Source organism: Pseudomonas mangrovi (assembly GCF_003052585.1).
Classification (GTDB): Bacteria; Pseudomonadota; Gammaproteobacteria; order Pseudomonadales; family Pseudomonadaceae; genus Aquipseudomonas; species Aquipseudomonas mangrovi.
This window is the reverse complement of sequence record NZ_QASN01000019.1, coordinates 49,283-63,575: the sequence shown is the minus strand read 5'-3', so window position 1 is coordinate 63,575 and position 14,293 is coordinate 49,283. Positions and strand designations below refer to the sequence as shown.

Annotated in this window: 13 protein-coding genes and 2 tRNA genes; 14 read left to right on the top strand and 1 reads right to left on the bottom strand. The window is 61.6% G+C overall.

Annotation, left to right across the window (positions count from 1 at the left end):
* The first annotated feature begins 21 nt into the window (after positions 1–21).
* Genes carA through DBO85_RS11305 form a run of 4 tightly spaced genes read left to right on the top strand, consistent with a single transcriptional unit; the run spans position 22 to position 5,325 of the window.
* Positions 22–1,170 carry a glutamine-hydrolyzing carbamoyl-phosphate synthase small subunit gene (gene carA / locus DBO85_RS11320; protein WP_108107389.1) on the top strand — a complete coding sequence of 383 codons (1,149 nt, stop codon included), beginning with the start codon at positions 22–24 and terminating at the stop codon, positions 1,168–1,170.
* A gap of 30 nt (positions 1,171–1,200) precedes the next feature.
* On the top strand, positions 1,201–4,422 hold the full coding sequence (gene carB, locus DBO85_RS11315) for a carbamoyl-phosphate synthase large subunit (protein ID WP_108107388.1): 3,222 nt from the start codon (positions 1,201–1,203) through the stop codon (positions 4,420–4,422).
* Positions 4,419–4,895 carry a transcription elongation factor GreA gene (gene greA, locus DBO85_RS11310; RefSeq protein ID WP_108107387.1) on the top strand — a complete coding sequence of 159 codons (477 nt, stop codon included), beginning with the start codon at positions 4,419–4,421 and terminating at the stop codon, positions 4,893–4,895. Before carB ends, greA begins: the two co-directional genes overlap by 4 nt.
* Complete coding sequence (locus tag DBO85_RS11305; protein WP_108107386.1) at positions 4,888–5,325, top strand: DUF4149 domain-containing protein; 438 nt, start codon at positions 4,888–4,890, stop codon at positions 5,323–5,325. The genes greA and DBO85_RS11305 overlap by 8 nt, the downstream gene beginning before the upstream one ends.
* A 9-nt stretch (positions 5,326–5,334) precedes the next feature.
* On the opposite strand, the gene DBO85_RS11300 is transcribed toward DBO85_RS11305, so the two are convergent.
* On the bottom strand, positions 5,335–5,646 hold the full coding sequence (locus DBO85_RS11300) for a YhbY family RNA-binding protein (protein WP_108107385.1): 312 nt from the start codon (positions 5,644–5,646) through the stop codon (positions 5,335–5,337).
* A gap of 82 nt (positions 5,647–5,728) precedes the next feature.
* On the opposite strand from DBO85_RS11300, the gene rlmE reads away from it, so the two are divergent.
* The 10 genes from rlmE (at position 5,729) to nusA (ending at position 14,288) form a co-directional block, all read left to right on the top strand.
* Complete coding sequence (gene rlmE / locus DBO85_RS11295) at positions 5,729–6,388, top strand: 23S rRNA (uridine(2552)-2'-O)-methyltransferase RlmE (RefSeq protein ID WP_108107384.1); 660 nt, start codon at positions 5,729–5,731, stop codon at positions 6,386–6,388.
* Positions 6,389–6,513: 125 nt separating this feature from the next.
* Positions 6,514–8,418: an ATP-dependent zinc metalloprotease FtsH gene (gene ftsH / locus DBO85_RS11290; protein WP_108107383.1), complete on the top strand. Its 1,905-nt coding sequence runs from the start codon at positions 6,514–6,516 to the stop codon at positions 8,416–8,418.
* A 5-nt stretch (positions 8,419–8,423) separates the two neighbouring features.
* Positions 8,424–9,275 carry a dihydropteroate synthase gene (gene folP / locus DBO85_RS11285; RefSeq protein ID WP_108107382.1) on the top strand — a complete coding sequence of 284 codons (852 nt, stop codon included), beginning with the start codon at positions 8,424–8,426 and terminating at the stop codon, positions 9,273–9,275.
* 16 nt (positions 9,276–9,291) lie between these two features.
* Entirely contained in the window at positions 9,292–10,629 is a 1,338-nt protein-coding gene (gene glmM, locus DBO85_RS11280; RefSeq protein ID WP_108107381.1) for a phosphoglucosamine mutase, read from the top strand.
* A 63-nt stretch (positions 10,630–10,692) separates the two neighbouring features.
* Entirely contained in the window at positions 10,693–11,448 is a 756-nt protein-coding gene (gene tpiA, locus DBO85_RS11275) for a triose-phosphate isomerase (protein ID WP_108107380.1), read from the top strand.
* 2 nt (positions 11,449–11,450) lie between these two features.
* Positions 11,451–11,834: a preprotein translocase subunit SecG gene (secG, locus tag DBO85_RS11270; protein WP_108107379.1), complete on the top strand. Its 384-nt coding sequence runs from the start codon at positions 11,451–11,453 to the stop codon at positions 11,832–11,834.
* A gap of 7 nt (positions 11,835–11,841) precedes the next feature.
* Positions 11,842–11,927: transfer RNA gene (locus DBO85_RS11265), tRNA-Leu, on the top strand.
* A 99-nt stretch (positions 11,928–12,026) separates the two neighbouring features.
* Positions 12,027–12,103: transfer RNA gene (locus tag DBO85_RS11260), tRNA-Met, on the top strand.
* A gap of 118 nt (positions 12,104–12,221) precedes the next feature.
* Positions 12,222–12,680, top strand: coding sequence for a ribosome maturation factor RimP (gene rimP / locus DBO85_RS11255; RefSeq protein ID WP_108107378.1), 459 nt, complete (start codon positions 12,222–12,224; stop codon positions 12,678–12,680).
* Positions 12,681–12,806: 126 nt separating this feature from the next.
* Positions 12,807–14,288 carry a transcription termination factor NusA gene (gene nusA / locus DBO85_RS11250; protein ID WP_108107377.1) on the top strand — a complete coding sequence of 494 codons (1,482 nt, stop codon included), beginning with the start codon at positions 12,807–12,809 and terminating at the stop codon, positions 14,286–14,288.
* Positions 14,289–14,293 lie beyond the last annotated feature (5 nt).

Sequence of the window (14,293 nt, the reverse complement as noted above, 5' to 3'; positions counted from 1 at the left end):
CCTTGATCTACGGGAGGTCTCTTGACTACGCCAGCCCTTACGCCCGCCATTCTGGCTCTAGCCGATGGCAGCATCTTTCGCGGCGAATCCATCGGCGCCGATGGTCATACCATTGGTGAGGTGGTGTTCAATACCGCCATGACCGGCTATCAGGAAATCCTCACCGATCCATCCTATACCCAGCAGATCGTCACCCTGACCTATCCGCACATCGGCAACACCGGGACCACTCCGGAAGACGCCGAGTCCAATCGGGTCTGGGCTGCCGGTCTGATCATCCGCGATCTGCCGCTGACTTCGAGCAGCTGGCGCGACAAACAGCCGCTGGACGAGTACCTGAAAGAGAACGGCACCGTCGCCATCGCCGGCATCGACACTCGTCGTCTTACCCGCATTCTGCGCGAGAAGGGCGCACAGAACGGCTGCATCCTGGTGGGCGCTGACGCTACCGAGGAGAAGGCGCTGGAGCTGGCGCGCAGCTTCCCGGGTCTGAAAGGCATGGATCTGGCCAAGGTGGTCAGCGCCAAGGAGCGTTACGAGTGGCGCTCCAGCGTATGGGGTCTGGAAAGCGACAGCCATCCGGAGATCCCGGCCAGCGAACTGCCGTATCACGTGGTTGCCTTCGACTACGGCGTGAAGTGGAACATCCTGCGCATGCTGGTTGCGCGCGGTTGCCGCCTTACCGTGCTGCCGGCGCAGACCCCCGCGAGCGAAGCCCTGGCACTGAAGCCCGACGGCATCTTCCTGGCCAACGGCCCGGGCGATCCCGAGCCCTGCGACTACGCGATCAGGGCCATTCAGGAAGTGCTGGAAACCGACATTCCGGTGTTCGGCATCTGCCTGGGTCATCAACTGCTGGCGCTGGCCTCAGGCGCCAAGACGGTGAAGATGGTCAACGGTCACCACGGTGCCAACCACCCGGTGCAGGATCTCGATACCGGCGTGGTGATGATCACCAGCCAGAACCACGGTTTTGCCGTGGACGAGGCGAGCCTGCCGGCCAACCTGCGCGCCACCCACAAGTCGCTGTTCGACGGCACCCTGCAGGGGGTCGAGCGCACCGACAAGGTTGCCTTCAGTTTCCAGGGGCACCCGGAAGCAAGTCCCGGCCCGCATGATGTCGCGCCGCTGTTCGACCGCTTCATCGCCGAGATGGCCAAACGCCGTTAAGCCCGCCGCGCAGAGAATTCGAGAAAGACCATGCCAAAACGTACAGACATCAAAAGCATCCTGATCCTCGGCGCCGGCCCCATCGTCATCGGTCAGGCCTGCGAGTTCGACTATTCCGGCGCCCAGGCCTGCAAGGCGCTGAAGGAAGAAGGCTTCCGCGTCATCCTGGTGAACTCCAACCCGGCCACCATCATGACCGACCCGGCCATGGCCGACGCCACCTACATCGAACCGATCAAATGGGCCACCGTGGCCAAGATCATCGAGAAGGAACGTCCCGACGCTTTGCTGCCGACCATGGGTGGCCAGACCGCGCTGAACTGCGCGCTGGACCTGGAAAAACACGGGGTGCTGGAAAAATTCGGCGTCGAGATGATCGGCGCCAACGCCGATACCATCGACAAGGCCGAAGACCGCTCGCGCTTCGACAAGGCAATGAAGGACATCGGCCTGGCCTGCCCGCGCTCGGGTATCGCGCACAACATGGAAGAAGCCTACGGCGTACTCGACAAGGTCGGCTTCCCCTGCATCATCCGTCCCTCCTTCACCATGGGCGGCACCGGTGGCGGTATCGCCTACAACCGTGAAGAGTTCGAAGAGATCTGTGCCCGCGGCCTGGACCTGTCGCCGACCAGCGAGCTGCTGATCGACGAGTCGCTGATCGGCTGGAAGGAATACGAGATGGAGGTGGTCCGCGACAAGAAGGACAACTGCATCATCGTCTGCTCCATCGAGAACTTCGACCCGATGGGCGTCCACACCGGCGATTCGATCACAGTCGCGCCGGCGCAGACCCTGACCGACAAGGAATACCAGATCATGCGCAACGCATCGCTTGCGGTGCTGCGCGAGATCGGTGTGGAAACCGGCGGCTCCAACGTGCAGTTCGGCATCTGCCCGGACACCGGCCGCATGGTGGTGATCGAGATGAACCCGCGGGTCTCGCGCTCTTCGGCACTGGCCTCCAAGGCGACCGGCTTCCCGATCGCCAAGATTGCCGCCAAGCTGGCGATCGGCTACACCCTCGACGAGCTGTCGAACGACATCACTGGCGGTCGTACCCCGGCGTCCTTCGAGCCGGCCATCGACTACGTGGTCACCAAGATCCCGCGCTTCGCCTTCGAAAAATTCCCCAAGGCCGACGCGCGCCTGACCACCCAGATGAAGTCGGTCGGTGAAGTCATGGCCATCGGCCGGACTTTCCAGGAATCGGTGCAGAAAGCACTGCGCGGCCTGGAGGTCGGCGTCAGCGGTTTCGATCCCAAGCTTGATCTGAACGATCCGGAAGCCGAGAGCACCCTGCGTCGCGAACTGACCGTGCCGGGCGCCGAGCGCATCTGGTACGTGGCTGATGCCTTCCGAGCCGGCAAGAGCGTCGCCGAAGTCTTCGATCTGACCCGCATCGACGAGTGGTTCCTGGTGCAGATCGAGGATCTGGTCAAGGAAGAGCAGCGCGTGCAGACCCTGGGCCTGTCCGGCATCGACTACGACCTGATGCGTCGCCTCAAGCGCAAGGGTTTCTCCGATGCGCGCCTGGCCAAGCTGCTCGGGGTGACCGAGAAGAATCTGCGCAGCCATCGCCATAAGCTCAAGGTGCTGCCGGTGTACAAGCGCGTGGATACCTGTGCTGCCGAGTTCGCCACCGATACCGCCTATATGTACTCGACCTACGAGGAAGAGTGCGAGGCCAATCCGTCCGGCCGCGACAAGATCATGATCCTCGGCGGTGGCCCGAACCGCATCGGACAGGGCATCGAGTTCGACTATTGCTGTGTGCACGCAGCCCTGGCGATGCGTGAAGACGGCTACGAGACCATCATGGTCAACTGCAACCCGGAAACCGTCTCCACTGACTACGACACCTCCGACCGTCTGTACTTCGAGCCGGTGACCTTGGAGGACGTGCTGGAGATCGTCCGCGTCGAGCAGCCCAAGGGCGTGATCGTGCAGTACGGCGGCCAGACCCCGCTCAAGCTCTGCCGCGCGCTGGAGGAAGCCGGGGTATGCATCATCGGCACCAGCCCGGATGCCATCGACCGCGCAGAGGATCGTGAGCGCTTCCAGCAGATGGTGCAGCGCCTCAATCTGCGTCAGCCGGCCAACGCCACCGCGCGTAGCGAAGACGAGGCACTGGCCATTTCCAAGACCATCGGTTATCCGCTGGTGGTGCGTCCGTCCTACGTGCTGGGCGGCCGGGCGATGGAGATCGTCTACGAGGAAGAAGAGCTCAAGCGCTACATGCGCGAGGCAGTGAAAGTATCCAACGACAGCCCGGTGCTGCTGGACCACTTCCTCAACTGCGCCATCGAAGTCGACATCGACGCGGTCTGCGACGGCGAGATCGTGGTCATCGGCGCGATCATGCAGCACATCGAACAGGCTGGTATTCACTCCGGTGACTCCGCCTGTTCGCTGCCGCCCTATTCGCTGCCGGCACACATCCAGGACAAGATCCGCGAGCAGGTCAAGGCCATGGCGCTGGAGCTGGGCGTGGTCGGCCTGATGAACGTGCAGATGGCGGTGCAGGGCGAGGACATCTTCGTCATCGAAGTGAACCCGCGTGCGTCGCGCACCGTGCCCTTCGTTTCCAAGTGCATCGGTGAGTCCCTGGCCAAGGTCGCTGCACGCGTGATGGCCGGCAAGACCCTGACCGAGCTGGGCTTCACCAAGGAAATCATCCCGCCGTTCTTCAGTGTCAAAGAGGCGGTGTTCCCCTTCGCCAAGTTCCCTGGCGTCGATCCGATCCTCGGCCCGGAGATGAAGTCCACCGGCGAGGTCATGGGTGTCGGCGACAGCTTCGGCGAAGCTTTCGCCAAGGCGCAGCTGGGTGCCAGCGAGATCCTGCCGAACTCCGGCGCGGTGTTCATCAGCGTACGCGAGGACGACAAGCCTTTCGTCGTGGACGTCGCGCGAGACCTGGTTGGCCTGGGTTTCGAGGTGGTCGCCACGGCGGGCACCGCGCGTATTATCGAGGCCGCCGGGCTGCCCGTGCGCCGGGTGAACAAGGTGACCGAAGGTCGTCCGCACGTGGTCGATATGATCAAGAACGACGAAGTCACCCTGATCATCAATACCACCGAGGGGCGTCAGTCCATCGCCGACTCCTACTCGATCCGTCGTAATGCCCTGCAGCACAAGATCTGCATCACCACTACCATTGCTGGTGGTCAGGCGATCTGTGAGGCGCTGAAGTTCGGTCCCGAGAAGACCGTGCGCCGGCTGCAGGACCTGCATGCAGGAATCAAGGCATGACCAAGTATCCGATGACAGTCCAGGGCGCTCGCGCCCTGGAGGAAGAACTGGCACATCTGACCAAGGTCGTTCGCCCCAAGCTGAGCCAGGACATTGGCGAGGCGCGCGAGCTGGGTGACCTCAAGGAAAACGCCGAGTATCACGCCGCGCGTGAACAGCAGGGCATGGTCGAGGCGCGTATCCGCGATATCGAAGGTCGCCTGCAGAATGCGGTGGTCATCGATGTCACCAGCATCGCCCATACCGGCAAGGTGATCTTCGGCGCCACCGTCGAGATAGCAAATTGCGATACCGACGAAAGCGTGGTCTACCAGATCGTTGGGGAGGACGAGGCCGATGCCAAGAAGGGCAAGATCTCGGTCACTTCCCCCATCGCCCGGGCGCTGATTGGCAAGACCGAAGGGGATGTCGTCAGCGTGCATACTCCTGGTGGCATCCTCGAATACGAGATCATCGAAGTCCGGCATGTCTGAGACGGGCTTTTCCCGCGCAGGGCAGATCAGCTGGCAGCTGGTCCAGACGTTCTGGGTCGGCGGCCTCTGGGGCATGCATTTCGTGGTGCTGCCGGGGATCGGCAAGGTGGGCATCGCGCCGCTGCTGATCGAGGAGATCCGCGGCATGCTGGTGCCCCTGCTGCTGGGCTTCGCCGCCTGCGCGGTATTTCTGCAGATGCTGGTGCTGGTGCGCGCGCGCGGTTTGCGCAGCGCTTTTCGGGATGTTCGGGGACAGGCGCTGATTGCAGTGCAGCTGTTGATCGCCAGCCATTTCCTCTGCCGTATCTGGCTGCCGGATCAGGCTTACTGGCAGGTCTTCAGCTATCTTGCGGTAGCCATGTGCGGTCTGGTGCTGGTGTTGCAGCCGGTGCCGGGCGCCGAGGCGAAAGCCTCGAGCCCGACCGCGTAAGGCAGGGCGTCAGAGCTGGTGACGGTGAACGTTGGACAGCTGACGATTCGGCTTGGGATTCCTGCGGTAGAGCAGGGCGACCTTGCCGATCGACTGCACCAGATCACAACGGCCCTGGGTGCATAGCTCGGCAATCATCGCCTGGCGATCCTCGCGCTCGGTGATGCGTAGCTGGACCTTGATAAGTTCGTGATCGTTGAGCGCGCGTTCGAGCTCTCCTAGCACACCTTCGGTGAGGCCCTGTTCGGCAACGATCAGCACCGGCTTCAGATGATGGCCGATGGATTTGTACTGTTTCTTCTGCTCTTGAGTGAGCGACATAATCTGACCCTTGCGTCCGATCCCAGTGAAAGCGGCGGCTAGTGTACCCGAGCCACATAGACCCGCCCAGATGAGGTATTTCGTGGCCCGCTCCAAAACCAGTCATCGCTGGCTGAAAGAACATTTCGACGACCCCTACGTGAAGATGGCGCAGAGGGACGGCTACCGTTCGCGAGCCAGCTACAAGCTTCTCGAGGTCCAGGAGAAGGACCGTATTCTTCGTCCGGGGATGACCGTGGTCGACCTCGGCGCCGCGCCTGGCGGCTGGTCGCAGGTGGCCAGTCGCGTGCTCGGCGACAAGGGCCGGCTGATCGCCTCGGACATCCTCGAGATGGACAGCATCGCCGACGTCACTTTCATCCAGGGCGATTTCACCGATGATGCCGTCTTCGCACAGATTCTCCAGGCGATTGACGGGCATCCGGTAGACCTTGTGATTTCCGATATGGCACCCAATATGAGTGGAGTGCGGGCTGCGGATCAGGCCCGTGCCATGTATCTGTGTGAGCTTGCGCTGGATCTGTCCGCTCGGGTGCTGCGACCCGGCGGTGATTTCCTGATCAAGATTTTCCAGGGAGAAGGCTTCGATACCTACCTGAAGCAGGTCCGCGAGCGCTTCGAGAAGGTACAGATGCGCAAGCCGCTATCCTCGCGGGACCGCTCGCGGGAACAGTATCTGCTGGCTCGTGGGTTCCGGGGCAACGATATGGACATGGACGCAGAAGCCTTCCAGGGCTCATAAAGGGTTACAGGGCATGCCTGCCCGTGGTTGAGGTTGTGTAGTAACTTAGTCAGGCAGCTCATTAGCCGTTATTCGAAGCCGGTTCCCGCCTGGGGCTGGCTGGAGAGGGTAATCAATTGAACGATATGGCAAAGAATCTGATCCTGTGGCTGATCATCGCCGCGGTTCTGGTCACGGTGATGAACAACTTCACCGGTACCAGTGAATCCGGCAAGGTCAACTATTCGGACTTCATCGAGCAAGTCCAGCAGGGCAAGGTTCAGGAAGTCACCGTCAACGGCTATGTCATCAGCGGTCTCAATCTCGACGGCAGCCGCTTCGAGACCATACGGCCGGCGATCGAGGATCGCGGCCTGATGAAGGATCTGCTCGACAACAACGTCAAGATCGTTGGCGAGCAGCCGGAGCGCCAGAGCATCTGGACTCAGCTGCTGGTAGCCAGCTTCCCGATCCTGGTCATCATCGCGGTATTCATGTTCTTCATGCGCCAGATGCAGGGTGGCGCGGGCGGCAAGGGTGGGCCGATGAGCTTCGGCAAGTCCAAGGCGCGCCTGCTTTCCGAGGATCAGGTGAAGACCACCCTGGCTGACGTCGCCGGTTGCGACGAGGCCAAGGAAGAAGTCGGCGAGCTGGTCGAGTTCCTGCGTGATCCGGGCAAGTTCCAGCGCCTGGGTGGGCGTATTCCGCGTGGCGTGCTGATGGTCGGCCCGCCGGGTACTGGCAAGACGCTGCTGGCCAAGGCCATTGCGGGCGAAGCCAAGGTCCCGTTCTTCACCATTTCCGGTTCCGATTTCGTCGAGATGTTCGTCGGTGTCGGCGCCAGTCGCGTACGCGACATGTTCGAGCAGGCCAAGAAGCACGCTCCTTGCATCATCTTCATCGACGAGATCGATGCTGTCGGTCGTCATCGCGGCGCCGGTCTGGGCGGCGGTCATGACGAGCGCGAGCAGACCCTCAACCAGTTGCTGGTAGAGATGGATGGTTTCGAGATGAATGACGGCATCATCGTCATTGCTGCCACCAACCGCCCCGATGTGCTCGATCCGGCCCTGCTGCGCCCCGGCCGTTTCGACCGCCAGGTGGTTGTCGGCCTGCCGGACATTCGTGGTCGCGAGCAGATCCTCAAGGTTCACATGCGCAAGGTGCCGCTGGGCGACAACGTCGAACCGGCAGTGATCGCGCGCGGTACCCCAGGCTTCTCCGGCGCCGATTTGGCCAATCTGGTCAACGAGGCGGCGCTGTTCGCGGCGCGCTCAAGCAAGCGCCTGGTCGAGATGAAGGAATTCGAACTGGCCAAGGACAAGATCATGATGGGCGCCGAGCGCAAATCGATGGTCATGTCCGAGAAGGAAAAGCTCAATACCGCCTATCACGAAGCGGGGCATGCGATCGTCGGGCGAACTGTTCCCGAGCATGATCCGGTGTACAAGGTGTCGATCATTCCCCGCGGGCGCGCCTTGGGCGTGACCATGTTCCTGCCCGAGGAAGACCGTTACAGCCTCTCCAAGCGCGCGCTGATCAGCCAGATATGCTCGCTGTATGGCGGTCGTATCGCGGAAGAGATGACGCTCGGCTTCGATGGTGTTACCACGGGCGCATCGAACGACATCATGCGGGCCACCCAGTTGGCGCGGAACATGGTCACCAAGTGGGGGCTTTCGGAAAAGCTCGGACCGCTGATGTATGCGGAGGAAGAGGGAGAAGTCTTCCTTGGTCGCAGTGCCGGTAGTCAGCACACCAATGTCTCCGGAGATACGGCCAAGCTGATCGATCTGGAGGTGCGCGAGATCATCGACCATTGCTATGGCACGGCGAAGCGCATTCTCACCGAGAACCGTGACAAGCTTGACCTGATGGCCGAGGCATTGATGAAGTACGAAACCATCGACGCCGACCAGATTGACGACATCATGGCCGGGCGTGTCGCCCGTGAGCCGCGCGACTGGCGTGGCGACGACTCTTCCGGGCCTACCGCGGCGAGTGGTGAGGTTCCAGAGACGCCGATCGGCGGGCCAGCCGGCGAACACTGAGTTTCATGAGTTCGCCGACCAGTGAGCGCTGGCTGCCTTGCGGCAGTCGGCAGCTCGATCTAACGCGCCCGCATGTGATGGGCATCCTCAATGTCACCCCGGATTCCTTCTCGGACGGCGGTCGTTTCGCTGCGCGGGACGCCGCGCTGCGCCATGCGCAGGCCATGGTTGCTGCCGGTGCAAGCCTGATCGACGTCGGTGGCGAGTCGACCCGGCCGGGGGCCCGACCGGTTTCCAGTGAGGAGGAGCTGCAGCGCGTCGCTCCGGTAGTAGAGGCGCTGGTGCGCGAGCTGGATGTCACCGTCTCGGTGGATACCTCTGCGCCCGCAGTCATTCGCGAAACGGCGGCCCTCGGTGCCGGACTGATCAACGATGTGCGTTCTCTGGTGCGTCCTGGTGCGCTGGAAGCCGCAGCGCAGACGCAGATGGCGGTCTGCCTGATGCATATGCGCGGCGAGCCGGGCACGATGCAGGATGACCCCGTCTATGCGGACGTCACCGCCGAGGTGGCGAGTTTTCTCCAGCAACGCATGCTCTGCTGCGAGTCTGCAGGCATTGCGCGCGAGCGCATCGTCCTCGATCCCGGATTTGGTTTTGCCAAGACCTTGGCGCACAATCTGAGCCTTTTCCGCCACATGGAAAGTCTGCACCAGCTGCAGCGCCCTCTATTGGTCGGTGTTTCGCGCAAGAGCATGGTCGGGCAGACGCTGGAAAAGCCGGTGAATCAACGGCTTTTCGGCAGTCTGGCGCTGGCTGCGCTGGCGGTGGCCAAGGGCGTCTGCATTCTCCGGGTACATGATGTGGCCGAAACGGTCGATGTGGTTCGCATGATTGCGGCAGTGGAAGCTGCTGATTGAGAAGTACGGAGCGAGCATGAGCAGAAAATATTTCGGTACCGACGGCATTCGTGGTCGGGTGGGCGAGTATCCGGTCACTCCGGAGTTCGTCTTGCGTCTGGGCTGGGCTGCCGGCATGGCGTTCCGCCGCCATGGCCACTGCAAGGTGCTGATCGGCAAGGACACGCGGATCTCCGGCTACATGTTCGAGTCGGCGTTGCAGGCGGGACTGATCGCAGCGGGTGCCGATGTGATGCTGCTCGGGCCCATGCCCACTCCGGCGGTGGCCTATCTGACGCGCACCTTCCATGCGGACGCCGGTATTGTCATTAGTGCTTCGCACAACCCCCATTACGACAACGGCATCAAATTCTTTTCCGGCAAGGGCACCAAGCTGCCGGATGAAGTCGAGCTGATGATCGAGGAATTGCTGGATACGCCGATGTCCGTCGTCGAGTCCGAGCATCTGGGCAAGGCTTCCAGGGTCAATGACGCAGCCGGGCGTTATATCGAGTTTTGCAAGAGCAGCGTGCCTACCAGTACCGATTTCAGTGGGCTGAAGATCGTCCTCGATTGCGCGCATGGCGCGACCTACAAAGTTGCCCCCAGCGTCTTTCGCGAGTTGGGTGCCGAGGTGATCGTCATCGCCGCGCAGCCGGATGGCGTGAACATCAACGCGGACGTCGGTTCGACCCATATGGGCGCGCTGCAGAAGGCGGTGATCGAGCAAGGTGCCGACATCGGCATCGCCTTTGATGGCGATGGTGATCGGGTGCTAATGGTCGATCACACTGGCGCGGTCGTGGACGGTGACGAGCTGCTCTACATCATTGCCACCGATCTGCAGGAGCGTGGGCGGTTGTCAGGCGGCGTGGTGGGAACGCTGATGAGCAATCTGGGTCTGGAGCTGGCCCTGCAGAAGCGCGAGATTCCCTTTGCTCGGGCCAAGGTCGGCGACCGCTATGTCATGGCCGAGATGAATGCGCGCGGCTGGCAGCTGGGCGGAGAAAACTCCGGGCATATCCTCTGTGCCCAGCACGCCAGTACGGGGGATGCAATCATCGCCGCCCTGCAGGTGGTGCTGGCATTGCGTCGGCGTGGGGGGAGGCTGGCCGAAGAGCGTCTGGCCTGGCACAAGTGTCCGCAGGTGCTGATCAATGTGCGGCTGTCCGGTGCGCTGGATCCGGTGGAGCATCCCAGCGTCAAGGATGCATGCGAGCGGGTTACCGAGCAGATGGCTGGGCGTGGTCGAGTGCTTCTGCGTAAATCCGGAACCGAGCCGCTGGTTCGTGTGATGGTCGAGGGTGACGATGAAACGGTCGTCCGCACGCACGCCGCGGAACTGGCGCGGCTGGTTGCAGAAGTCTGTGGCTGATTGGCTTGCCAGTGCTGGGCCACTTGGTTAACATTCGCCGCCACTCAAATCACGAGGTAGAGCATGCGTCGTCCTCTGGTCGCCGGTAACTGGAAAATGAACGGTACCCGCGCCAGCGTCGCAGAGCTGCTCGATGGTTTGCGCCAGGAAGAAATTCCGGCAGGTGTAGAGGTTGTGGTTTTTCCCTCGCTGATACATGTCGCTCAGGCCGTTTCCGAGCTGGCGGGCAGGTCGATCGGCGTGGGTGCGCAAGATTGTGCGATCGAGCAGCAGCCGGGTGCGCTCACGGGTGAAGTCGCTGCATGTCAGTTGCGTGATGCGGGTTGTTCGATGGTGCTGGTCGGGCATTCTGAGCGCCGCCTGATTCTCGGTGAGGCGGATGCGGTCGTTGTGTGCAAGTTTGTTGCTGCACAGACTGCGGGGCTTGTGCCTGTGCTTTGTGTCGGTGAGACGCTCGAGCAGCGCGAGTCGGGTCAGACCCTTGAGGTCGTGGCGCGGCAGGTGGCGGCGGTGCTGGATGCTTGTGGCGCGCAATCGCTTGCTGGTGCTGTCCTGGCATACGAGCCGGTCTGGGCGATTGGTACTGGTTTGACGGCGTCGCCCGGCCAGGCGCAGGAAGTACATGCTGCCATTCGCGCTCAGGTTGCGCGGTTGGATGAGGTTGTTGCTGGAGGGTTGAGGATTCTGTACGGCGGTAGCGTAAAGGCTGCCAACGCTGCTGAATTGTTTGCCATGCCGGATATCGATGGGGGGCTTGTGGGTGGGGCCTCTCTGAATGCGAACGAGTTTGGTGCGATCTGTCGCGCTGCGGGAAACTAAGAATGCTCGAACTGGAATCTGTGGTAATCGTCCTGCATCTGCTGGGTGCGATCGGTATCGTGGCATTCGTGCTGTTGCAGCAGGGCAAGGGTGCGGAGGCGGGTGCTTCCTTCGGTGGTGGTGCTTCCGGAACTGTATTTGGTAGCCAAGGTTCCACTACCTTTTTCAGTCGCGCTACTGCTATACTTGCCACCGCTTTTTTCTTGACCAGCCTGGGCTTAGCGTACGTAGCTAAACAAAAAGCTCAAGGCTGGGATGATCTGGGTCTGCCGACTCCTGCGGTGCAGGAAGTTCAGCGCGAGCAAGTCCTGGATGATGATGTTCCGGTTCTCGAGGAGCGTCAGCCTGAAGCGCCGGCAGAGGATGTGCCGGAGCTTCAGGAGTAAGAGTTTTGCCGAGGTGGTGGAATTGGTAGACACGCTACCTTGAGGTGGTAGTGGCCATAGGCTGTAGGGGTTCGAGTCCCCTCCTCGGTACCATGTGAGAGCGATAAGGCCCGCAATTGCGGGCTTTATCGTTGGTGGTAGGTCGATTGACCGCTTGAGGCGATCAATCGTATACTCCGCCCCCAGCTTTGGCGCGGGGTGGAGCAGTCTGGTAGCTCGTCGGGCTCATAACCCGAAGGTCGTTGGTTCAAATCCAGCCCCCGCAACCAGTAGTAGCAGAGCCCCTATTCAGGGGCTTTTTGCTAGTTGGGCCACGGTGTCTGTGGTCTCCAAGGGATGGGCGTTTCGCCCATTTTTTATTTGCGGAACATATACGAGGGGGTTCAGGTGTCGAGCAAGCTTGAACAGTTGCAGGCTTTGCTGGCCCCGGTTGTCGAGGCGCTCGGTTATGAGTGCTGGGGCATCGAGTTTCTGGCCCAGGGCAAGCATTCGGTGCTGCGGGTATATATCGATCACGCCAATGGCATCCTGGTCGACGATTGTGAAAAGGTCAGTCGTCAGCTCAGCGGTGTGCTGGATGTAGAGGACCCAATCAGCGTCGAGTACACGCTGGAAGTTTCTTCGCCGGGCATGGACAGGCCGCTGTTCACGCTCGAGCAGTTCGCCAGGCATGCCGGCGAGCAGGTAAAGATCAGATTGCGTTCGCCGTTCGAGGGGCGGCGCAATTTCCAGGGGCTTCTCCGCGGTGTGGAGGAGCAGGATGTCGTGGTGCTGGTGGATGATCACGAATACCTTTTGCCGATCGACTCGGTCGACAAGGCCAACATAATTCCCCGTTTTGATTGAGGGAGGTGGTCGCAGGATCGCAGGGCTGGCGGGCGTGTCATTCGATATGCAGCTGGCGCGATAGGCGACTGTCTTGAGGCGCGGATCCGCGGGATCCCCAATGGATTGCGAAAGGCGAGGCGTACGATGAGTAAAGAAGTACTGCTGGTTGTTGAGTCGGTATCCAATGAAAAGGGCGTGCCGGCCGATGTGATTTTCGAAGCGCTGGAGCTGGCACTGGCCACCGCTACCAAGAAGCGTTATGACGACGAGGTAGAGCTGCGGGTTGAAATCAATCGGCAGACCGGGAACTACGACTCCTACCGCTGCTGGACAGTGGTCGAGGATGACCTGCTGGAAAACCCCGAGGCTGAACTGACCGTCGAGCAGGCGCAGGAGCGTCAGCCCGGTGCCAAGGTTGGCGACCTGATCGAGGAAAAGATCGAGTCCATCGAGTTCGGCCGCATCGCTGCGCAGACTGCCAAGCAGGTCATCGTGCAGAAGGTTCGCGAGGCTGAGCGCGCGCAGGTGGTTGATGCCTATCGCGAGAAGCTTGGCGACATCATCTTCGGTACCGTGAAGAAGGTCACTCGTGACAACGTCATCGTCGATCTGGGCAACAACGCCGAGGCGCTGCTGGCTCGCGAGGACATCATTCCGCGTGAGACCTTCCGGGTCGGCGTGCGCGTGCGTGCGCTGCTCAAGGAAATCCGCACCGAGAACCGTGGCCCGCAGCTGATCCTCTCGCGTACCGCGCCAGAGATGCTGATCGAGCTGTTCCGCATCGAGGTGCCGGAAATCGCCGAGGGCCTGATCGAGGTAATGGCAGCCTCCCGCGACCCGGGTTCGCGCGCCAAGATCGCGGTGCGCTCCAAGGACAAGCGCATCGATCCGCAGGGTGCCTGCATCGGCATGCGCGGTTCGCGCGTACAGGCGGTCTCCGGGGAGCTGGGCGGCGAGCGCGTCGATATCGTGCTGTGGGACGACAATCCCGCGCAGTTCGTCATCAACGCCATGTCGCCTGCGGAAGTCGCTGCGATCATCGTTGACGAAGATGCCCACGCGATGGACATCGCCGTGGCCGAAGACAACCTGGCGCAAGCCATCGGTCGTGGCGGTCAGAACGTGCGTCTGGCCAGCCAACTGACCGGCTGGACCCTGAACGTGATGAGCGAGGCCGATATCCAGGCCAAGCAGCAGGCCGAGACCGGCGACATCATGCAGCACTTCGTCGACGAGCTGGAAGTCGACGAGGAGCTGGCCCAGGTGCTGGTCGAAGAAGGCTTCACCAGCCTGGAAGAGATCGCCTACGTTCCGATGGAAGAGATGCTTAGCATCGACGGCTTCGACGAAGACATCGTCAGCGAGCTGCGTGCCCGAGCCAAGGACCGTCTGCTGACCAAGGCGATCGCCACCGAGGAAAAACTGGCCGACGCCCATCCTGCCGAAGACCTGCTGTCGCTCGAGGGCATGACCTCCGAGCTGGCGGTCGAGCTGGCGGTGCGTGGCGTGGTGACGCGTGAAGATCTGGCCGAGCAGTCGATTGACGATCTGCTCGACATCGACGGTATCGACGCTGAGCGTGCCGGCAAGTTGATCATGGCCGCCCGAGCCCATTGGTTCGAGTAATGGCG